General features: G+C 62.0%; 15 protein-coding genes. 14 read left to right on the plus strand and 1 reads right to left on the minus strand.

Annotated features, from left to right (window positions below; genetic code table 11):
• Positions 1-469 precede the first annotated feature (469 nt).
• The 12 genes from FGQ67_RS04980 (at position 470) to FGQ67_RS05035 (ending at position 16,574) form a co-directional block, all read left to right on the plus strand.
• On the plus strand, positions 470-2,731 hold the full coding sequence (locus FGQ67_RS04980) for a DEAD/DEAH box helicase (protein WP_138340421.1): 2,262 nt from the start codon (positions 470-472) through the stop codon (positions 2,729-2,731).
• 621 nt (positions 2,732-3,352) lie between these two features.
• Positions 3,353-4,114, plus strand: a complete 762-nt coding sequence (locus tag FGQ67_RS04985) for an EFR1 family ferrodoxin (RefSeq protein ID WP_138340422.1) — start codon at positions 3,353-3,355, stop codon at positions 4,112-4,114.
• A gap of 280 nt (positions 4,115-4,394) precedes the next feature.
• The gene (locus FGQ67_RS04990) at positions 4,395-4,907 is read left to right on the plus strand and encodes a PTS sugar transporter subunit IIA (RefSeq protein WP_171025203.1); all 513 of its coding nucleotides are present in this window, start codon (positions 4,395-4,397) and stop codon (positions 4,905-4,907) included.
• An 18-nt stretch (positions 4,908-4,925) separates the two neighbouring features.
• The gene (locus tag FGQ67_RS04995; protein ID WP_138340424.1) at positions 4,926-5,780 is read left to right on the plus strand and encodes a PRD domain-containing protein; all 855 of its coding nucleotides are present in this window, start codon (positions 4,926-4,928) and stop codon (positions 5,778-5,780) included.
• A gap of 99 nt (positions 5,781-5,879) precedes the next feature.
• The gene (locus FGQ67_RS05000; protein WP_138340425.1) at positions 5,880-7,496 is read left to right on the plus strand and encodes a PTS transporter subunit EIIC; all 1,617 of its coding nucleotides are present in this window, start codon (positions 5,880-5,882) and stop codon (positions 7,494-7,496) included.
• A 3-nt stretch (positions 7,497-7,499) separates the two neighbouring features.
• The gene (locus FGQ67_RS05005) at positions 7,500-8,882 is read left to right on the plus strand and encodes a 6-phospho-alpha-glucosidase (protein ID WP_055252559.1); all 1,383 of its coding nucleotides are present in this window, start codon (positions 7,500-7,502) and stop codon (positions 8,880-8,882) included.
• A 256-nt stretch (positions 8,883-9,138) separates the two neighbouring features.
• Positions 9,139-10,971, plus strand: a complete 1,833-nt coding sequence (locus FGQ67_RS05010) for an NAD(P)-binding protein (protein ID WP_138340426.1) — start codon at positions 9,139-9,141, stop codon at positions 10,969-10,971.
• Positions 10,965-12,761 carry an NADH-dependent [FeFe] hydrogenase, group A6 gene (locus FGQ67_RS05015; protein ID WP_138340427.1) on the plus strand — a complete coding sequence of 599 codons (1,797 nt, stop codon included), beginning with the start codon at positions 10,965-10,967 and terminating at the stop codon, positions 12,759-12,761. Before FGQ67_RS05010 ends, FGQ67_RS05015 begins: the two co-directional genes overlap by 7 nt.
• Positions 12,762-12,763: 2 nt before the next feature.
• Positions 12,764-13,819: an ABC transporter substrate-binding protein gene (locus tag FGQ67_RS05020; protein ID WP_138340428.1), complete on the plus strand. Its 1,056-nt coding sequence runs from the start codon at positions 12,764-12,766 to the stop codon at positions 13,817-13,819.
• 36 nt (positions 13,820-13,855) lie between these two features.
• On the plus strand, positions 13,856-15,202 hold the full coding sequence (locus FGQ67_RS05025; protein ID WP_171025204.1) for an ATP-binding cassette domain-containing protein: 1,347 nt from the start codon (positions 13,856-13,858) through the stop codon (positions 15,200-15,202).
• A gap of 215 nt (positions 15,203-15,417) precedes the next feature.
• Positions 15,418-15,639, plus strand: a complete 222-nt coding sequence (locus FGQ67_RS05030) for a type II toxin-antitoxin system RelB/DinJ family antitoxin (RefSeq protein WP_138340430.1) — start codon at positions 15,418-15,420, stop codon at positions 15,637-15,639.
• 23 nt (positions 15,640-15,662) lie between these two features.
• The gene (locus tag FGQ67_RS05035) at positions 15,663-16,574 is read left to right on the plus strand and encodes a CPBP family intramembrane glutamic endopeptidase (protein ID WP_171025205.1); all 912 of its coding nucleotides are present in this window, start codon (positions 15,663-15,665) and stop codon (positions 16,572-16,574) included.
• On the opposite strand, the gene FGQ67_RS05040 is transcribed toward FGQ67_RS05035, so the two are convergent.
• Complete coding sequence (locus tag FGQ67_RS05040) at positions 16,571-18,712, minus strand: YgiQ family radical SAM protein (RefSeq protein ID WP_249934394.1); 2,142 nt, start codon at positions 18,710-18,712, stop codon at positions 16,571-16,573. The genes FGQ67_RS05035 and FGQ67_RS05040 overlap by 4 nt on opposite strands.
• A 253-nt stretch (positions 18,713-18,965) precedes the next feature.
• Here FGQ67_RS05040 and FGQ67_RS05045 point away from each other — a divergent pair, with 253 nt between their 5' ends.
• Together FGQ67_RS05045 and fucO are read left to right on the plus strand one after the other, a co-directional pair.
• On the plus strand, positions 18,966-19,682 hold the full coding sequence (locus tag FGQ67_RS05045) for a YoaK family protein (RefSeq protein ID WP_118377270.1): 717 nt from the start codon (positions 18,966-18,968) through the stop codon (positions 19,680-19,682).
• Positions 19,683-19,847: 165 nt separating this feature from the next.
• A complete protein-coding gene (fucO, locus tag FGQ67_RS05050; protein ID WP_022094861.1) occupies positions 19,848-21,014 on the plus strand; it encodes a lactaldehyde reductase in 1,167 nt (388 codons plus the stop codon).
• Positions 21,015-21,112: the final 98 nt, after the last annotated feature.

A 21,112-nucleotide genomic window follows, 5' to 3' on the forward strand; every position in this document is an offset into this window, starting at 1 on the left:
TAGGAATTAATGGCCCCCGGTGGGCGACGTATTAAATGGCTGCGCAATATATAGCGTAACCAAAGCAACATTATAGGCCACATGTTCGAAATTGCAGGAAGACTGAGAGATTTGGTTTGGACTGGACGGAAATCCCCCTCTGTCTTGATCTATAACAATTAGGACCGATTTTACTCGGTAATTGTTACAGATTGAGACAATCGGCCAGGCCCACCTCGTCCGCCTCGTCATCTGTGGTTTACGTGGGGGCATGCGAAGCGCGGGTATACTAACCCGCGGCGAATCTGCTCCATCGCTTAGAGCTGCTGCGTCTGGACGGCGCGTGATAGGGCTGCCAAAGCGATCGCCAGCGTGCTGAGCAACGTCCTCTCTGTGCGCACCCGTTTTTGTATGTATTAGCGCACTACCAAGCACGCCCGCGCGGCCGCATGCCGTGCCCATCGCGCGTGCAGATAAGGAACAACAACATATGCGTAATTCTGTATCCGACGTCACGGACGCCGAGATCCTGGACGAGGCCCGCGAGGCCATGACCCAGGCTGCCTTCGATGCCGCCGATGAGGCCAATGCCGCCCAGGCCGTCGAGTCCGCCACCGAGAGCCTGCCTGCCTTTGACGAGCTGGGGCTTTCCGACGAGATGCTTCGTGCTATCGAGAACCTGGGCTACACGGCGCCGACGCCTGTTCAGGCCGGCTCCATCCCCGTGGTGCTCGAGGGCCGCGACCTGCTTGCCGCCGCTCAGACCGGCACCGGCAAGACGGCTGCCTTCTTGCTGCCGACCATGAACAACTTGGAGCACATCGCTCCGCCCAAGCCCGTGCGCGAGCGTGGCGGTCGCAACCGCCGTCGCGGCGCCAAGAAGCCCGAGGGCAACGGCCGCGGCCCCGTGATGCTCGTCATCACCCCTACGCGCGAACTTGCCCAGCAAATCGACGAGGTCGCAAGCAAAATCGCCGACGTCACCGGCCATGTCGCCGTGACTGTCGTGGGCGGCGTGAGCTACAAGCCGCAGACCGCTGCCCTCAAGTACGGCTGCGACATCCTGGTCGCAACGCCGGGCCGTCTGGTCGATCTGATCGAGCAGGGTGCCTGCCATCTGGACGAGGTTAAGGTCCTGGTGCTCGACGAGGCCGATCGTATGCTCGACATGGGCTTTTTGCCCGCCGTCCGCCGCATTGTGCGCGAGACGCCGGCCGAGCGTCAGACACTGCTGTTCTCGGCGACCCTCGACGAGGAGGCCGTGGGCGAGATCACCGACCTGGTGAGCGATCCGGCTCGCGTGGAGATCGCACCCGCCACGTCGACCGCCGATACCGTCGATCAGTTTGTGTTCCCGGTGTCCATCGAGGCCAAGAATAACCTGTTGCCCGAGTTCCTCAAGAAGGAGGGCCCGGAGCGCACCATCGTCTTTATGCGCACCAAGCATCGCGCCGACAGCTGCTGCCGTCGTCTGGAGCGTAAGGGCATCAAGGCCGCCGCGATTCACGGCAACCGTAGCCAGGCCCAGCGCGAGCGCGCGCTTTCTGCCTTCCGCGACGGCACCGTCGACGTGCTGGTGGCAACCGATGTTCTCGCCCGCGGCATCGACATTAGCGACGTGCGCTACGTCGTGAACTTTGACGTGCCGGCCGAGCCAACCGACTACATCCACCGCATCGGCCGCACGGGCCGCGCCGGCGAGCTGGGCTGGGCCATCACGTTTGTGACCGAGCAGGATGTCGACGAGTTTTACGAGATCGAGAAGCTCATGGACAAGACCGCCGACATCTACGAGGCCGGCGACCTGCATGTGGGTCCCAACCCGCCTGCGGTTGATCCCGAGCGCGACCCTGCGGCCTTTAAGGTGAAGAAGAAGACCAAGCGCGGCAAGTCCAAGAGCAAGAAGAAGCTCGAGCAGGCGCGTCGCGACGGCAAGCGCAACGGCGATGATTACGGCGATGTTGCCGGTCGTTCCAACCGCGGTCGCGACGAGCGCCGTGGCGATGGCGAGCGTCCGAGCCGTCCCAAGCGCGGTGGCAAGACCCGCGTGCGCGAGGGCGTTCAGGCTCGCGTGGACGAGGCTGTGGAGAGCGTGGCCCGCGAGGTGGCTGCCGAGGAGCGCGCTGGTGCTGGTGCCGCTGAGCAGCCTGCGCGCGGCAACCGTGCCGAGCGTCGTGCCAAGCAGTTCCAGGGCGAGGCACACCGCCGTCGTCGTGAGGACGAGGACCGTGGCGGCCGTCGTCGTGTCGAGTGCGAGGACGAGGGCCGCGGTTCGCGCGGTGGCAAGCGTGGTGGCAAGCGCGGTGCGGGCGACCGCCGTCGTTCCGGTCGTGATGACGAGCGCAGTGGCCGTGATGAGCGTCGCGGCGGCGAGGGTCGCGGTGAGCGAGGTGCCCGTGGCGGTGAGTCCCGTGGCGGCAAGCGCTTTGAAGAGCGCGTTAGCCGCGGCGGCGAGCGTCGCGAGGGCGCTCGCGGCAATGGCGGCCGCGGCGGCGCTGGCCGTTCTAACGAGTCGCGCGATCGTCGTGACCCGCGTGCCAGCCGCGATCGTCGCGATGACTGGCGCAACTACGACGATACCCGCGAGGAGCGTCGTGGCGGCTATCGTGGCGGGCGTGGCGGCAACCAGGCCGGCTCCCGTGGCGGCCGTGCCGGCGGTCGCGATAACCGTGGCAGCTACGGCAACAGCCGTGGCGGCAAGCGCGGTGGCAGCTCCCGTCGCCCCGGCGACGGCGGCGGCAAGCGCAAGTAAGATGCGCATCGCGCGCTAGCGTGAGACAAGCTAAGGGCCCGAGCAAACAACGCTCGGGCCCTTTTGTTTGCCGTGTCCATCGCTAATTCAAACGTGATTTTCTCGGGAATGCATCTGGGGGATGCTGAGGACCTATTTTCTGCCATGCAGCAATGGGTCCTATGGGGCGCGCCGTGCATTTTTTGGAGTATTCTGCAGTTCGAGTTGTCTGCATATGATTCGACGTCGCCAACGGTGGCCTTCGGATATCCCTAGCGAGCGTTCCGAGTCAGATTTCGCCGTTTTCCGGAGCAGGGGCGCGTCATTCTCGCCATGTCGGGACTTAGAATGATACGGTGCCCTACAGTTTTGCCCACCCGCGGCGGTGCTGGCGCGGTCACGTTGCAGAATACTCCGTTTTTTTCACGGGCCAGGATGGGGTACCTCAGGAGAACGCGGCGGTATCCCGTAAATATATACAATCTGTACCGTAATTTATACAAATGAAGAGACAGACAGCGTAGGGTGGGTGCATTGGGGTGCCTGGCGCACCAAAACGGGGAGCTCTCCCATGCGCCGTATACTCTGTCTGAATGTGAAAACAGCTTGACGCGTTGCCAGGCGTAGGGGGAGGGTGCCTCGATGAGCGTATTCGAAATTGTGTTTAGTCCGACGGGCGGAACGCGGAAGGTGTCTGGCCTTGTGGCCGGGGCACTGGACAAGAATACCGTTACCGTCGATTTGACCGATAGCGGGCTAGATTTCAGCGCTGTCTCGATGACTGAGGACGACGTGGCCGTAATCTCTGTGCCGGCGTATGCCGGTAGAATCCCGGCTGTGGTGGCTGACCGGTTGGGCATGGTGCGCGGCAACGGGGCTCGGACTGTTTTGGTTTGTGTATACGGAAACCGCGCGTTTGAGGACACGCTCGTAGAGCTGGAGGACGTTGCGAAGCGCGCCGGATTTAGGGTGGTTGCAGCGGTTTCTGCTATTGCTGAGCATTCCGTTGCTCGTCAGTTTGCTGCTGGGCGACCGGATGCGCAGGATGCGGCGCAGCTCGCAGAGTTTGCGCAGCAAATTCAGCAAAAGCTGTTGGCTGAGGATGCGTCCGAGCCTTCTATTCCCGGCAATCGTCCTTATAAACAAGCTGGAAGTCACCGTATGGCACCCGAGGCAACAGAGGATTGCGTCTCCTGCGGTGCATGCGCCGCGGCGTGCCCCGTTTGTGCTATCGAAAAGGGCGACCCCAAGCGAACAGCTGGCGAGGCGTGCATCTCCTGCATGCGCTGCATCGCCGTATGTCCGCGAGGCGCTCGCAAGCTTGATCCCAACAAGCTATCCGCTGTTTCCCAGATGCTGAGCAAGGTTTGCGTCGTGCGGAAGGAATGCGAGCTCTTCATCTAGCGCATACGAAATTGCTGCAAGGAGTGCCCCTGGGTGCCGGCGGGAAAGGAACGTCCCTAAGTGCCGCCTAAATACCGTTTATCGAAGAAAAAATACCGTTCATCGGTCATAATGATTGTTCCGGCTTTGGGCTTGTCTACAATGTGCCCCGTAAAAAGAAATGCGGAAGGTTACCGAGTCCCTCGGACGTGGGCCTAACCAAAGTCTTTGATCGGATGTGTCTCTATGGATGCATTCGGTTGATTTTGGTTGGGCTATATTTATGAAGGGACATGCCACCATGGGTTTCTTCTCTCGCCTTATGGGTGGCTCGGACAAGCAGGCGACTGCGACTTCCGAGTTCGAGATTCTCGCCCCTGTTTCCGGCGAGCTTGTTAATCTAGAAAATACCAATGACCCCGCTTTTAGCAGTCGTGCAGTGGGCGATGGCGTTGCCGTGGTTCCCCAAGAGGGAACGGTGTGCGCTCCTGTTTCCGGTACCGTTGCGGCGCTGTTTCCGACTGAGCACGCGCTGGGCATCATGTCCGACGACAGCTCTGCTCAGGTGATGCTGCACATCGGAATCGACACTGTTAAGCTTGAGGGCAAGGGCTTCCATGCGCTTGTTGCCCAGGGTGACCATGTCGACGCGGGCCAGCCCCTCGTCGAGGTCGATTTCGACGCGGTTCGCGCTGCCGGCTTCGATCCCACGGTCTTCGTTATCGTGTGCGAGCGTTCGGAGAACTCGACTCTTCGTGAGCATGCTTCCGGCCCTGTTGCTGTTAAAGAGCCTGTCGTCTGGCTTTCCGAGTAAATTCTTGTGGTGGGTACCGTGGTTATCAAGCGAGTTTTTAACAACAACGTCGCAATGGTCACTTCGGACGATGGCTCCGAGCTCATCGTCATCGGTCGAGGCCTCTGCTTTGGTCGCCATGCCGGCGATGCCATCGATGAGACGTCGGTCGAAAAGACCTACGCGTTGCAGGAGGGAACTTCTCAGGATTCGCGTACGATTGACCGCTTGGCACATCTTTTGGAGTCCATCCCCACCGTCAACCTCGTGATTTCCGAGGACATCGTTCAGATGCTTCGTCGAGAGCTCAATGTCGATATCAATGACAAGATTCTTATCGCTCTCGCAGACCATATCAGCCTCGCCCTCGATCGCGAGCGCAAGGGCGTTCCCTGCGAGAACCCGCTGCTGCTCGAGATCCAGCAGTTCTATCGCAAGGAGTATGCGCTTGCGGGCCGTGCGCTGCAGATTATCAAGGAGTATATGGGCATTGAGATGAGCGAGGAGGAGCAGGGTTTCATTACCTTGCATATCGTCAACGCCACCATGCCGCAACGCTCTGACCGTCTGATTGTTTCGGTCCAGCTTGTTCGCGACGTGCTTGCGATTGTTTCCGAGCGCTATGCCACGACCCTCGACGACACCTCGCTGCCTTACGAACGTTTCGTTCGTCACCTGCAATTTTTCGCACAGCGAGCGCTCGATCCTACGGCCGGGCAAATCAACGGAGACGCGCTGTTCCGAATCGATGAAACGGCGTATCCGCGTGCATTCTCGTGCGCGGACGCCATAGCCGCCCACTTGTCGTCTACCTATAACGTTGTCGTTACCAATGCCGAGAAGAGTTATCTCGCATATCACATTGTTAACCTGCTTGGAGAACCTGGTCTCTAGGCATAACGTGCCCACACATCGATTGATATAAGGCAGGGCTTACGGTCTTGCCCAGGGCACATCTGTCTTAATTTGCGGAAAAGGAAGGGGAGTACCGTTATGACCGCAAAAAAGAAGTTCAATTTCAAAGCGCCGTTGGAGGTGTTCGCGAAGTCAATCGTCCAGCCGATGATGTATCTCTCGGTTGCCGGCATCCTGCTCATCGTGGGCATCATTCTGACCAACAAGACCATCTGCGCTTTGGTCCCCGTACTGGGCTCCGGTCCGTTCCAGCTTGTGGGCGCCGTTGTCTATCAGTCGCTGATGTTTATCATCAACAACCTCTCGATTCTGTTCTGCGTGGGCATCGCCGGCGCCATGGCAAAGAAGAACAAGGGCCATGCTTCGCTGATCGCCCTGATGTCGTTCTTCCTGTTCCTGCAGGCTAACAACATCGTGCTCAACGCCATCGGCTCTCTTGCCGATGCGAGTGGTATGCTCGGCCTTACCGGAACCGGCCAGGCCACCGTTATGGGCATTCAGGTGCTCGATACCGGCGTGTTTGGCGGCATCATCCTTGGTTGCATCACCGGTGCCGTGTTCAACAAGTACTCGAACAAGCAGTTCCCCATTGCCCTTTCGATGTTCTCGGGCGTTCGCTTTCCGTTCCTGATCATGATCATCATTTCCTGGATCATGGGCGCTGGCTTCTGCATCGTTTGGCCTCCGGTTCAGGGTGCCATCTCCTCCGTTGCCGGCATCATTAAGGAGTCGGGCAACATCGGCCTCTTTATCTACGGCATGCTCAACAAGCTGCTCGTTCCCACCGGTCTGCACCACCTCATCTACACCCCGTTCCAGTTCTCCGATGTGGGCGGCACCCTTACGCTGGGTGATCAGGTTATCGCCGGCGCCTATCCCATCCGTGTTGCCGAGATGGCAATGACGGGCCAGCCCTTCTCCGATAGCACCTACTTCAACAGCTACACCTTCAACAACCTGTGGCCCTACATCGGTATCGGTCTCGCCTTTATCTTCACTGCTTACAAGGGGAACAAGGACAAGACCAAGGCTGTCATTATCCCGCTGATCATCACCGCCGTGCTCTCCTGCGTGACCGAGCCCATGGACTTCCTCTTTGTCTTTGCCGCTCCCGTGCTCTTTGTCGTTCACTCGGTTCTTTCCGGCATCTTCCTGGTCCTGCTTAAGGTTCTCTCCGTGCCCGCTTCGACTGCAGGCGGCATCATCAACATCGTGGTTTCCAACCTGGTTCTTGGTGTCGACAAGACCAACTGGCCGGTTATGCTGGTGCTTGGAGTCGTCAACGCCGCTCTGTACTTCTTCCTCTTCACCTTCCTTATTAAGAAGCTCAACCTCCACACGCCTGGTCGCGAGGAGGAGTCCGAGCTCGCCGAGTCCGTTGCCGAGGGCGAGGCCGCCGCGTCTGTCGCGGTGAAGCAGGGCGCTGTTGCCGCGGCTCCCGCAGAGGGCGTCGATGCGGGCGTTGCCGACCTGGTTGCAGGTCTTGGTGGAAAGGACAACATCGAGGAGCTCGAGAACTGCTTTACGCGTCTCCGCGTGAACGTTAAGAACCCGGACCTCATCAATGAGGACCTCATCAACCACGTGCCCAACAGCGGCATCAACCGCAACGGCAACAATATCCAGATCATCTTTGGCATGAAGGTCGCCGAGATGCGCGACAAGGTCGAAAACGCAATTGAGAAGGAGCAGTAAACAATGATCATTACTCTGTGTGGTGGCGGATCCACCTTTACCCCCGGCATCGTCAAGTCCATCGCCCTGCGCAAGGACGAGCTCGATGTTGACGAGATTCGTCTGTACGACATCAACGAGGAGCGCCAGCGCAAGATCGGCGTGCTCGTGGACTGGATTTTGCACGAGGACCTCGGCCTGGACATCAAGCTCACGGTGACCACCGACAAGGAGACTGCCTTTACGGATGCCAGCTTCGTGTTTGCCCAGATGCGCGTGGGCGGCTATGCCATGCGCGAGCAGGACGAGAAGATTCCGCTGCGTCACGGCTGCGTGGGTCAGGAGACTTGCGGTTGCGGCGGCCTTGCCTACGGCATGCGCACCATCTTCCCCATGGTCGAGCTGATCGATGACGTTGAGAAGTACGCCAAGAAGGACTACTGGATTCTCAACTACTCCAACCCTGCCGCCATCGTCTCCGAGGGCTGCCGTGTGCTGCGTCCCAACGCTCGCATCATCAACATCTGCGACATGCCGATCGCGATCATCGACGTGGTTTGCGCCGCGCTCGATATCGACAAGAAGGATGTCGAGTACGATTACTTTGGCCTCAACCACTTTGGTTGGTTCACCTCGATCCGCCACAAGGGCGAGGAGGTGCTCCCGCAGCTGCGCGAGTACATCAAGGAGCACCAGATCCTGCTGCCCGACTCCTACCTCAAGGGCATGGGCTCGCTCATGGCAAAGAAGCCCGAGGAGGCCACTGACGAGCACCCCGAGCAGAACCGCCACACCAAGGGCAGCTGGTACTACGTCTGGAAGGGCGAGTACGAGATCATGGAGTGCTTCCCGGAGTACCTGCCTAACACGTATCTGAACTACTACCTGCAGCAGAAGGAGTTCGTCGAGCATTCCAACCCCGAGCGCACCCGTGCGAATGAGGTTGAGGAGACGCGCGAGAAGAACCTCTTCGACGGCATCGACCACTACGAGAAGACGGGCGAGATCGACGAGAGCACGTTCTATGCGGGCAGCCACGGCGACTGGATTGCCGACCTGGCTATCGCTCTGAAGAACGACACCAAGCAGCGCTTCCTGGTCATTTGCGAGAACAAGGGCGCTATCCCCAACATGCCCTACGACGCTATGGTCGAGCTGCCTGCCTATATTGGCAAGAACGGCCCCGAGGTCATCAGCCGTGACAACATTCCTCTGTTCCAGCAGGGCCTCATGATGCAGCAGCTGAACTCCGAGAAGCTCGTGGTCGAGGCTACGATCGAGGGTTCGTACGAGAAGGCGCTCAAGGCCTTTACGCTGAACAAGACCGTGCCGTCGATGAAGGTCGCCAAGGAGGTTCTCGACGACATGATCGAGGCCAACAAGGGCTACTGGCCCGAGCTTAAGTAAAAGCAACAGGGTCGCTGACCGCATGCCTGGAGCAATGCCCCGTCCACGTGATTGCGTGGGCGGGGCATTGTCATTTGGTAACGCGTTTTATCAAATATGGCATTTATCTGCGGTAATGTTCTATTTCACCGCCGAGGGTGACTTTTCATACCGCCTGCCGAACTGCGTGGAGACCTAACAACTTTTTAGGTCAGTGTTGTGCGTGAAGCATTTTTGCCCGGCCTCGCCTCCGGGCTGCCATGTGAGAGGGGATCTTATGGCACGACTGCACGTAATGGAACGCAGCCACGCTCAGGCCGTCATGGACGATCTGCACGATGCGCTTGGACGCCGTCTGGCGGTGAGTTCGCTCGCCCCGTGTCCCGTTGAGTTTACGGCAGCGCTCGTCAACCTGTGCTCCACCCAGAGCTGCGGCAAGTGCACGCCCTGCCGTGTGGGCCTGAGCGCGCTGAGCGATCTGCTCACCGATGTGCTCGAGGGCCGCGCCGACGAGTCCACACTCAACTTGATCGAGCGCACCGCCCGCACCATCTATCTTTCGAGCGACTGCGCCATCGGTTACGAGGCCGGCGCTATGGCGCTTACAGCTATCCGCGGTTTCCGCGACGATTTTGAGCACCACATCCGCGAGCACTCCTGTGGCTTTGACCGCGAGGCCCGCGTCCCGTGCGTCTCGGGCTGCCCGGCGCACGTCGACATTCCCGGGTACATTTCGCTCGTCGAGGCCGGCCGCTATGCCGACGCCGTCAAGGTCATCCGCAAGAACAACCCGCTGCCGCTCGTCTGCGGCCTGGTGTGCGAGCATCCCTGCGAGATGCACTGCCGCCGCGGCATGGTCGATGACCCCATGAACATTCTCGCCCTCAAGCGTTTTGCCGTTGAGCACAGTGACCTCAACGACCACAAGCCGCATGTAGTGGACAACACCGGTAAGCGCGTCGCCGTGATCGGCGGCGGCCCGGCCGGCCTTTCCTGTGCCTACTACCTAGCCGTGATGGGCCACAAGGTGACCATCTTTGAGCAGCGTCACCACTTGGGCGGCATGCTGCGCTACGGCATCCCCAGCTACCGCCTGCCGCGCGAGCGCCTGCAGGCCGAGATCGACTGGATCTTGAGCGCCGGCATCGACGTGGAGCTCGACCACTCCGTGAGCGGCGAGGAGCTCGCCCGCCTGCGCGACGAGTTCGATGCCGTCTACCTGGCCATCGGTGCCCACAGTGACAAGAAGCTCGGCCTTCCGGGCGAAGAGGCGCCCGGCGTGGAGTCGGCCGTCAAGATGCTGCGCGCCATCGGCGATGACGAACTGCCCGACCTGAGCGGCCAGCGCGTGTGCGTCATCGGCGGCGGCAACGTGGCCATGGACGTGGCGCGCTCCGCCGTGCGCTGCGGTGCCGAAAAGGTGAGCATCGTCTACCGCCGTCGCATCTGCGATATGACGGCCCAGGATGCCGAGATTGCCGGTGCCCAGGCCGAGGGCTGCGAGGTGCTGGAGTTGACGGCCCCGCTCGCCATCGAGACGGGCGAGGATGGTCGCGTGAGCGGCCTGCGCGTGCAGCCGCAGATTATCGGCGAACCCCGTCGCGGGCGTCCGGCCCCGCGTGCCGCCGCCACGCCCGAGCGCGTCATCCCCTGTGAGCGCGTGTTTGTGGCCATTGGTCAGGACATCGATTCCAAGCCCTTTGAGGATATGGGCATCGCCTGCAAGTGGGGCTGCGTGGTCACCGATTCGGACGGTGCCGTGCCCAACTTCGACGGTCTCTTTAGCGGCGGCGACTGCCAGACTGGCCCCGCCACCGTCATCCGCGCCATCAACGCCGGCCGCGTTGCTTCGGCAAATATCGACCGCTACCTGGGCTTCGACCACAAGATCAAGCTCGATGTGGAGCTGCCGACCGTGCAGTTTAAGGGCAAGCACGAGTGCGGCCGCTGCGAGCTGGGCGAGCGCGAGGCCGGCGAGCGCATTCACGATTGGAACCTGGTCGAGCAAGGTCTTACCGAGGAGGAGGCACGCCAGGAGGCAAGCCGCTGCCTGCGTTGCGACCACTTTGGCTTTGGCGCGTTCCGCGGAGGGAGGAACCTGGAATGGTAGAGCTCAACAACCCCACTGTCAGCGACAACACCGAAAGCGGAGCACTCAACATGGTCAAGCTCACGATCGATAATTGCGAAGTCGTGGTACCCGAGCACACCACGATCCTGGACGCGGCTAAGTCTGCCGGCATCCAGATTCCCACCCTGTGCTACCTGCGCGACCTGAACGAGATCGGCGGCTGCCGCGTGTGCGTGGTCGAGGTTGAGGGCTGCGACCAGCTGGTTGCCGCCTGCAACAACTACGTGCTCGACGGCATGGTGGTCCACACCAACAGCCCCAAGGCCCGCGAGGCGCGCCGCACCAACGTGCAGCTGCTGCTGTCGCAGCACGATTCGCGCTGCACGAGCTGTGTGCGCAGCGGCAACTGCAACCTGCAGACCATTGCCAACGACCTGGGCATCTTCTATCTGCCGTACAAGCAGCATCTGGCGCGCGAGGGCTGGGACTTCGATTTCCCCATCATCCGCGACAACGACAAGTGCATCAAGTGCATGCGCTGCATCAAGGTGTGCGAAAGCGTGCAGGGACTCGGTATTTGGGACCTGACCAACCGCGCCACGCATACCGCCGTGGGCACCCGCGGGCGCGCGCCGATCGGCAAGACCGATTGCGTGGCGTGCGGTCAGTGCATCACGCATTGCCCGACGGGCGCGCTGCGCGAGCGCGACGATACCGAGACCGTGTTTGACGCCATCGCCGATTCCGACAAGATCGTTCTGGTGCAGATCGCGCCGGCCGTGCGCAGCGCCTGGGGCGAGGAGCTCGGCATTTCGCGCGAGGAAGCTACCGTCGAGCGCCTTGCCTGCGCACTGCGTCGTGTGGGCTTTGAGTACGTGTTCGACACCGACTTCTCGGCCGACCTCACCATTATGGAGGAGGGCTCCGAGCTGATCGAGCGCCTGGGCAAGGGCGACAGCCGCGGCTGGCCCATGTTCACGAGCTGCTGCCCGGGTTGGGTGCGCTTTGTGAAGGCGCGTTACCCCGAGTTTGTCGACAGCCTGTCCACGTCCAAGTCGCCGCAGCAGATGTTCGGCGCTATTGCCAAGACGTACTACGCCAAGGTGCTGGGTGTGGAGCCCGAGCGCCTGTTCGTGGTGTCCGTGATGCCGTGCACGGCCAAGAAGGCCGAGTGCGCGCTGCCGAGTATGGTGGGCGAGGGCGGCGTGCCCGACGTAGACGTTGCGCTGACGGTGCGCGAGATGGTGCGTATGATCCGCGCGAGCCACGTGAGCGTGGACACGCTTACCGAGGAGCCGCTCGATACGCCGCTGGGCTTCGGCACGGGCGCGGGTGTGATCTTTGGCGCCACGGGCGGCGTGATGGAGGCCGCCGTGCGCTCGGCATATTACCTGGTGACGGGTAAGAACCCGGATGCCGATTTCTTTACCGACGTGCGTGGCCTGGACGGCTGGAAGGAAACCGTCGCCGATATCGATGGCACCAAGGTGCGCGTCGCCGTGGCGCACGGGCTGGGCAACGCCGCCCGCCTGCTCGACGCGATTCGCGACGGCCGTGTGAGCTATGACTTCGTCGAGGTCATGGCTTGCCCGGGCGGCTGCGTCGGTGGCGGCGGTCAGCCCATCCACGACGGCTGCGAGCTGGCGGCCGAGCGCGGCCAGGTGCTGTGGGGCCTGGATGCGAAGGCGGACATTCGGTTCTCGCACGAGAACCCCGATGTCCAGGCTTGCTACCGCGAGTTCTTGGGTGCGCCGCTCTCGCCGCTGGCCGAGGAGCTGCTGCATACCGACCATCACGCATGGACGATGCCCAACGAAAGGACGTGCTAGCGATGCGCGCATTTGATGTTGAGATGTCGCGCCGGGGGTTTGCCTCGGCGCTCGCCGCGGGCGCGTTGTCGCTCGCACTGGCTGGCTGTGGCGACGGAGCTGCCGGTGCCGGGTCCGCCGCGGGCTCGGCTGCCACGGACGGCGCCGGTGCTGCTGCGGAGCCGGTCGAGGTGCACGTCGCCTCGCTCAAGGGCCCGACATCGATCGGTCTGGTGCAGTTTATGGACCAGGCGGCCGAAGGTGCCACGGACAACGAGTTCGACTTTGCGATCAGCGCCGCTGCCGACGAGATCGTGCCCAAGGTGATTCAGGGCGATATCGATATCGCCCTGGTGCCCGCCAACGTGGCGAGCGTGCTCTACAACAAGACCGAGGGCGCGGTGCAGGTCATCGACATCAACACGCTGGGTGTGCTGAACGTTGTGACGGGCGACGCGAATGTGGCCTCGTTTGGCGATCTGGCGGGTCGCACCGTCTACATGACGGGCAAGGGCACCACGCCAGAGTACGTCATGAACTTCCTGCTGGAGCGCGCGGGCCTGACCGGCCAGGTGACGCTCGAGTTTAAGAGCGAGCCCACCGAGGTGCTGTCGGCCCTGCTTGCCGACCCGACTGCCGTGGGCGTGCTACCCGAGCCGTTCAAGACCGCTGCCATCGCCAAGAGCGAAGGCAAGCTGTCAGCGCCGGTAAGTCTGACCGATGTGTGGGACGAGCTGGCGGGTGACACGGGTTCGCGCCTGCTGACGGGCGTGACCGTGGTGCGCCGCGCGTTTGCCGAGGAACATCCCGAGGCCGTGGCGGAGTTCTTGAGCTGCCATGCGGCGAGCGTGAAGGCCGTCAATGCGGCGCCGGCGGACTGGGCTCAGGCCGTGGTCGATGCAGGCATCGTGGATAACGCCACGATTGCCGAAAAGGCGATTCCCGGGTGCATGCTCGTGTGTCAGACGGGGAAGGATATGAAGGCCGCGCTCGGTGGGTACCTGCAGGTGCTGGCCGATGCGGACCCGAGCGCCGTGGGCGGCAAGCTCCCGGCTAACGATTTCTACTACATGGAGTAGCCCGTGCGTGCGTTTGCTCGACAAATGATAGAGCGTATGAAGGCGGTGGCGGCAGCAGGTGCCGTTGCCGCCTTTTGGCTTGCCGCGTGGGTCTTCGCGGCGGCGCTGGTGGCGCAGCCGCTGATCTTGCCGGGGCCGGGTGCTGTTGCCTTGGCGCTGCTGCGCCTGGTGTGCGATGGCGGTACCTGGGCGATTTTGGTGGGCTCGGGCGCGCGGATACTGGGCGGGCTGGCGCTTGCCGCGGTGTGTGGTGGCGCGCTTGCCGGGATTTCATCACGGTCGCGGGCGTTCGCGCACCTGGTGGCTCCGGTGCTGTCGTTTGTAAAGGCGACACCGGTCGCCTGCGTGGTGGTCCTGCTGCTCATTTGGCTGGGATCGGAGCGCGTGAGCATCGCGGCGGTCTTTTTGATGGCGCTGCCGGGCGTATATTTCTCGCTGTTCGAGGGCTTGGCACAAGTGGATAAGCCGCTGGAGCAGATGTTCCGTCTGCATGGCGTGCGCGGCTGGCGACTGTTTTGCGCCCATACCTGGCGCGAGGTGCTGCCGTTTGTGCTTTCGTGTGCCCGGGCCGTGATCGGCATGAGCTGGAAGGCCGGCGTGGCAGCCGAGCTGATCGGCATGGCGGTGGGCACCGTGGGTGAGCGCATCTATCAGGCAAAGCTTTTGATTGAGACGGCTGATTTGCTGGCGTGGACCGTGCTGGTCGTTGCCGCCTCGTGGGCGTGTGAGCGCGTGCTGGTGTGGCTGCTGCGGGTTTCAGGACCCGTGGCGTGGCGCGCGGCCGTGCGGGCGCATGGACGCGGCTTGCGCGGGCGTGCGAGCGGTTCTGCTGGCGGCGGGGTTGCGGCGGAGCTTGCGCTTGCCGTGGGCGATCGCGCGCCCTGGGCGCCGGCGCTGGATGGTCTGGTGCTCAACGTGCCTGCGGGTGGGCGTATCTGTGTGATGGGCACCTCGGGCGTGGGCAAGTCGACGCTGCTTGCGCTGGCGGCGGGGGAGTGCGCGCCGTGCTCCATGGTGTTTCAGGATGTGCGCCTGGTAGAGGGCGCCTCGGCTTTGGATAACGTGCTGGTGTGCGCCGACGCGCGCGTGGACGCCTCGAGTGCCGCGGCCCTGTTGCGCCTGCTGGTGCCGGGGGTCGATGTGCATGCCCGCGTGGCCGAGCTCTCGGGTGGGCAGCGCCGTCGCGTCGAGATTGCCCGAGCCCTGCTGTGTCCGGGCGGCGCAGTGATTCTGGACGAGCCCTTTACCGGCCTGGATGCCGCCGCGCGCGATGCGACGGCCGAGGTCGTGCTCGACTTGCTCGACGGTCGTATGCTGTTGCTTGCCACGCACGATGTCGCCGACGCTCAGGCCCTTAATATCTCGGACATCATCACGCTCTAAATACTTACTCAGCAACAAAATGATCCGTTTTTTCTCCGTCCCCATGGGGCGGGTGTGGTATTCTATCTGCGGGGTAATACTTAAGAATACTAAGTAATACCAACGCCGTAAAAACAAACTCCAGATGCGGGCCAATCGGGTTGCCTTCACAGCCCGTCGCCCAGCCGCGTGGCCCGCATCTATCCGCACCACCGTCGTTTCAAAAAGGAAGCGCCATGGCAGAACACATGACCCCGGTTGTCGCGAAGGTCTTGCCCGAGGAAAAGGCGGCCTTCACGGCGGCGACCCAACTCGTAGGCACCACGCCGTCCAACGCCATCCGCATGTTCATCGCCGCCTTCAATCGCTGCGGCACCTTTCCGTTCGACATTTCGCCCAACGGGGCCTTTGGTAAAGACTGTCCCCAACAACTAGTCGTTAAAGAACGTCCCCAATGACTAGTCGTCGGGATAGGGCCGGCATGCTCAATGCGATAGCGTGGGCGCTTGCCTGTTTTGGCGTTGTCGCTGCCGATATAGCCCTGAGCGTGGTTCTGTTTTCTGTTCTCGATGCCGTGTCGGCGCTGACGGGCTATCCGATCGACAATCTCGATATCCAATGGTTTCAGGCTGCCGCTCAGACGGCTTCATTTTTGATGGCGCTGCTGTGGTGGCGTTATCTGTGGTCCCGCTCCTTCATGGCGCGCCGGCAAGGCGAGCGCCCGCTCGGTGGGGGAGCAAGCGCGGCATGGAAGCGCATCGCCTGCGTTGTCGTGATCGGTCTATCCATGCAGGTGGTAATTAGCTACCTATGCGACGCCGTGCTGTCGCTGCTGCCCGAGGCGGCGGCCGACTACAGCGAGCTTGTCGAGGAAACAGGCATGGGCGACACCAGCTATCTCGCCGTCCTGACTACGGTGCTCGGCGCTCCGTTTTGCGAGGAGCTGCTGGTGCGCGGCATCATTTTTGAGTTTTCGCTCCGAGCGTTTAACCCGCAGTGCCGCCCACTTTGGAAGCGCCGACGTCTCGTGCGACCGCAAGACAGCGCCATAGTGCCCTGGGCGGCCCCGAGTACCTGGGGCGTCGCCGCGGCAATCGTACTGCAGGCGGCGGTCTTCGGCTTTATGCACATGAACTGGGTGCAGGGCTGCTATGCGGGCGCTGCCGGCCTCATTTTTGGCTGGCTGCTCGTGACGACCGGAAAGCTCCGCTACACGATCCTGTTGCACTTTGCCTTTAATGCCGGCTCGTACCTCATGGGCCTGCTATGGTTTGTGAACACGCCGCTCGACGCGGTAGTCACGGTCGCTATTGCCGGCGTTATCCTCGTTGAGGCAATGCGCTCGCTGCGCCACGCGTGTGGGATGGACGCAGCGAGCGCACCACTGCACTAGTTGCGACGCCCGCCTCCGTTGGCACCCTGACGCCCCTGAGCTGCACGATTGCGCCCGGCGGTGTTTTGCGCACGCGACATGCCGCTGTGCCCCTTGCTGCCCTTAGGCCCCTTGCCGGCCCCGCCAGCGCCGCCATGCGGTTTGCCGCCCTTCTTGCCGGTGCCATGTCCACCGCCGGCAGATGTCTCGCCCGGGCGCGGCGGCACGGGGCGAATCAGGCAATGCTTGGTGTAGCCGATCAGATCGCGGCGGCCGGCCTTCTCCAGCGCCTCGCGCACCAGCTTGTAGTTCTCGGGCTTGCGATACTGGATGAGCGCGCGCTGCATGGCCTTTTCGTGCGGGTCGCGCGCCACGTAGATCGGCTGCATAGTGCGCGGGTCCACGCCGGTGTAGTACATGCAGGTCGACATGGTGGACGGCGTGGGGTAGAAGTCCTGCACCTGCTCGGGCATGTAGCCCATGTCGCGCACGGCTTCGGCAAGGTCCACGGCTTCCTTCATGGTTGAGCCGGGGTGGCTCGAGATCAGATACGGCACCACATACTGCTTGAGTCCGTATTCGCGGTTCAAGCGCTCAAATTTGCGACAGAACGCATCGTAGACGGCGCGGCTCGGCTTGCCCATCACGGACAGCACCGCGTCGCTCACGTGCTCGGGCGCCACGCGCAGTTGGCCCGAGACATGGTGTTCCAGCAGCTCGCGCAAAAACTCGTCCGAGGCATCGGCCATGGTGTAGTCAAAACGGATGCCGCTGCGGACAAAGACCTTCTTGACGCCCGGCAGCTGGCGCAGGTCGCGCAGCAGCTGCGTGTAGCCGCTCTCGTCGACCACCATGTTCTTGCACACGCTCGGCCACAGGCAACGCTTGTTCTTGCACACGCCGTGCTTGAGCTGCTTGTCGCAGGCCGGGCGGCTAAAGTTAGCCGTCGGTCCGCCCACGTCGTTGATGTAGCCCTTAAACTCGGGATCGCGCGTGAGCAGCTCGGCCTCGCGCATGATCGAGTCGTGACTGCGCATCTGCAGCACGCGACCCTGGTGGAAGGTGAGCGCGCAAAACGAGCACTCGCCAAAACAGCCGCGGTTGGAGCTAATGGAAAACTTGATCTCGGCAAAGGCCGGCACGCCGCCCGCCGCGTCGTAGTCGGGATGCCAATCGCGCGCGTAGGGGAGTTCGGCTACCTCGTCCATCTCGTCGGTCGTCAACGTCGCCGACGGCGGGTTCTGCACCACATATACGCTGTTGGGGTAGGGCTCTACCAGGCGGTGTCCGGTGATGGGGTCCATGTTTTGCTGCTGAACGTTAAAGCTGCGCGCGTAGTTGAGCTTATCGGCGGCAAGGTCGTCCCAGCTGGGCAGCAGGTCGTAGTCGTAGACCTCGTCGAGCGAGCTGGTGCGGTAAACGGTGCCGTTGATATAGGTGATCTGGTCGACGGGCAGTCCCGCGTCGAGCGCGTCGGCGATCTCGACGATCGCGTGCTCGCCCATGCCGTAGATGAGGATGTCGGCGCCCGAGTCGAGCAGCACCGAGCGCTTGAGCTTGTCCTGCCAGTAGTCGTAGTGGGCCAGACGGCGCAAGCTCGCCTCGATGCCGCCGATGATGATGGGAGCATCCTTGAACGTCTGGCGGATGAGGTTGCCGTAGACCGTGACGGCACGATTGGGGCGGTGCCCCTCCTCGCCACCGGGAGTATAGGCGTCGGTGTGGCGGCGGTGCTTGGTCACCGAATAGTGGTTGACCATGGAGTCCATGTTGCCGGCGCTGACGAGAAAGCCCAGGCGCGGCTCGCCGAGCACCGTGATGCTGGCGGGGTCGGTCCAGTCGGGCTGGCAGATGATGCCCACTTTGTAGCCGTGCGCGTCGAGTACGCGGCTGATGATGGCCATACCAAAGCTGGGGTGGTCCACGTAGGCGTCGCCGCAGATGTAGACGAAGTCACACTGGTCCCAACCGCGCGCGTCCATATCGGCGCGGCTGACGGGGAGGAACTTATCGCGGCCCGGGCGCCAGGGACGGGCGGGCGCTGCCGGGGTATGAGCGGCGTGGCCGCCCTGGGCCTTGCCGCCGCGCTTTTGCTGCTGGCCCTGTTTGCCCTGCTGACTGCGCTGGTTATTCTGAGCGTGCTGAGGCTTTTTTGCCACGATCCCTCCCGGTGTTTGTATGCTGCACGTAATTGTAACCAGTCTTTTTGGGACGGGGCTAAAAAGACTGGTGGAGTACATGGGCTGGCGGATCGGCGTGTCGATGCGGGTGCCGTTTGTTTCCAGACTGTGTATCCCCGTGTCGAAGGAGCCGTCTCGCGCGCACGCCATGTTGTCAATGGGTTACAGTATGAACGGCGGCTATGTTTCCGCCAACGCACGAGAGGGTCGTCAACAAGGAGGATGCACGACGATGCAGCGTGCCAAACAGATATCGGAGTCCATCGAACTGGGCATTATCCTGGCGCTCGCCGGCGGCTTTATGGATGTGTATTCGTACATTGGGCGCGACCATGTTTTCGCTAACGCGCAGACGGGCAACATCTTGCTGGTGGGCGTGAGCATCTCGGAGGGCAATTGGGCACTTGCGGGGCGCTACTTCTTCCCTGTGGTGTCGTTTGCCGTGGGCATTATGCTTGCCGATCTGGTACACGAGCGGTTTGGCAGCGTGATCCACTGGCGTCAGGTGACGGTGTTCTTTGAAGCCGTCATCTTGCTGGGCGTGAGCTTTATCCCCGGTGGCGGTTACAACCTGCTCGCCAACTGCCTCACTTCGTTTGCCTGCGGCATGCAGGTCGAGAGCTTCCGCAAGATCCACGGTCACGGCATCGCTACGACCATGTGCATCGGCAACTTGCGCAACGCGCTGCAAAACGTGGACGATTACATCATCACCCACAGGCGCGGCTTTTTGGAAAACGGCCTGCTGTACTTTGGCGTGATCTTTACCTTTGTGTTTGGCGCCGTGTTGGGCAACTGGTGTATTGAGCGCATGGGCCTGCACGCCATCGTCGTGGCGAGCTTGCTGCTGTTTGTCGCGTTTGCCATCATGTTCATCGACCGCGAGCGCGACTTGCGCTTACGCTGGAAGGTTGCGGCCGAGGCTTGGAAAGAGGGCTGCCGAAAGTAACCGAATGCGGCAAAGGGGCTGTCCCTTTGCCGCTTTATTTTTCATCATCTGTTGAAACGCTTTAACAATTTTGACGTTCTCACGTGCTTTTCGTTTCAAAAGCGTTAGGATGGGACTTATAGCGTGGGGCGTAATGGGCGCCCCGCACACGATGGGAGGCTATCAATGGCTAATCGTTTCGTTCTCAATACCATCTCTTATCATGGTTCCGGCGCCATCAAGGAGATTCCCGGCGAGCTCCAGCGTCGCGGCTACAAGAAGATCTTCGTCTGCTCCGACCCCGATCTGGTCAAGTTTGGCGTTACCGCTAAGGTGACCGACGAGCTCGACGCCGCCGGCATCGCTTGGAGCCTCTACTCCGAGATTAAGCCCAACCCCACCATCCAGAACGTCAAGGACGGCGTCGAGGCCTTCAAGGCCGCCGAGGCTGACGCTATCGTGACCATCGGTGGCGGTTCCTCCATGGACACCGCCAAGGCTATCGGCATCATCATCAACAACCCCGAGTTCGCCGATGTCCGCAGCCTCGAGGGCGTTGCTCCCACTAAGAACCACGCCGTGTTCACCATCGCCGTGCCGACGACCGCCGGTACCGCTGCCGAGGTGACCATCAACTACGTCATCACCGACCCCGAGAAGGTCCGTAAGTTCGTGTGCGTCGACACCAACGACGCCCCCGAGGTCGCCGTCGTCGATCCTGACATGATGGCTTCCATGCCCGCCGGCCTGACCGCCTCCACCGGCATGGACGCTCTGACCCACGCCATCGAGGGCTATACCACCAAGGGCGCTTGGGAGCTCTCCGACATGTTCCACTTTGAGGCTATTAAGCTGATCAGCGAGAACCTGCGCGACTCTGTCGCCGAGGCCAAGTCCGGTCAGCCCGGCTCCGGCCGTGAGGGCATGGCCCTTGGCCAGTATGTCGCCGGCATGGGCTTCTCCAATGTCGGCCTGGGTATCGACCACGCCATGGCTCACACCCTGTCCGCTCACTACGACACCCCGCACGGCGTCGCCTGCGCCATGCTGCTGCCGATTGCCATGGAGTTCAACAAGCCGGTTTGCGCCGAGCGTCTGGCCAAGGTTGCCGTCGCCATGGGTGTTGACACCACGGGCATGAGCACCGACGAGGCTGCCGACGCCGCTATCGCCGCCGTCAAGCAGCTTTCCGCCGACGTGAATATCCCGCACGTCTGCGAGGCCATGAAGGCTGACGAGATCGAGGTCCTGGCCAAGGACGCCATGGCCGACGCTTGCTTCCCGGGTAACCCGCGCGAGGCAACGCTCGACGACGTCATCGAGCTCTTCAAGAAGATCTGCCCGGCTGCTTAGCCCAGTTTGGTGGTCCCTCGCCCGTAGGCGTATGGTCTATTGACTTGCCGCTGGCCCCGCCGCGCTACGCGCGGCGGGGCTTTTTGTGCTGCGTCGAT

It is taken from the genome of Collinsella aerofaciens, from assembly GCF_005845035.1.
Taxonomy (GTDB): Bacteria; Actinomycetota; Coriobacteriia; order Coriobacteriales; family Coriobacteriaceae; genus Collinsella; species Collinsella aerofaciens_I.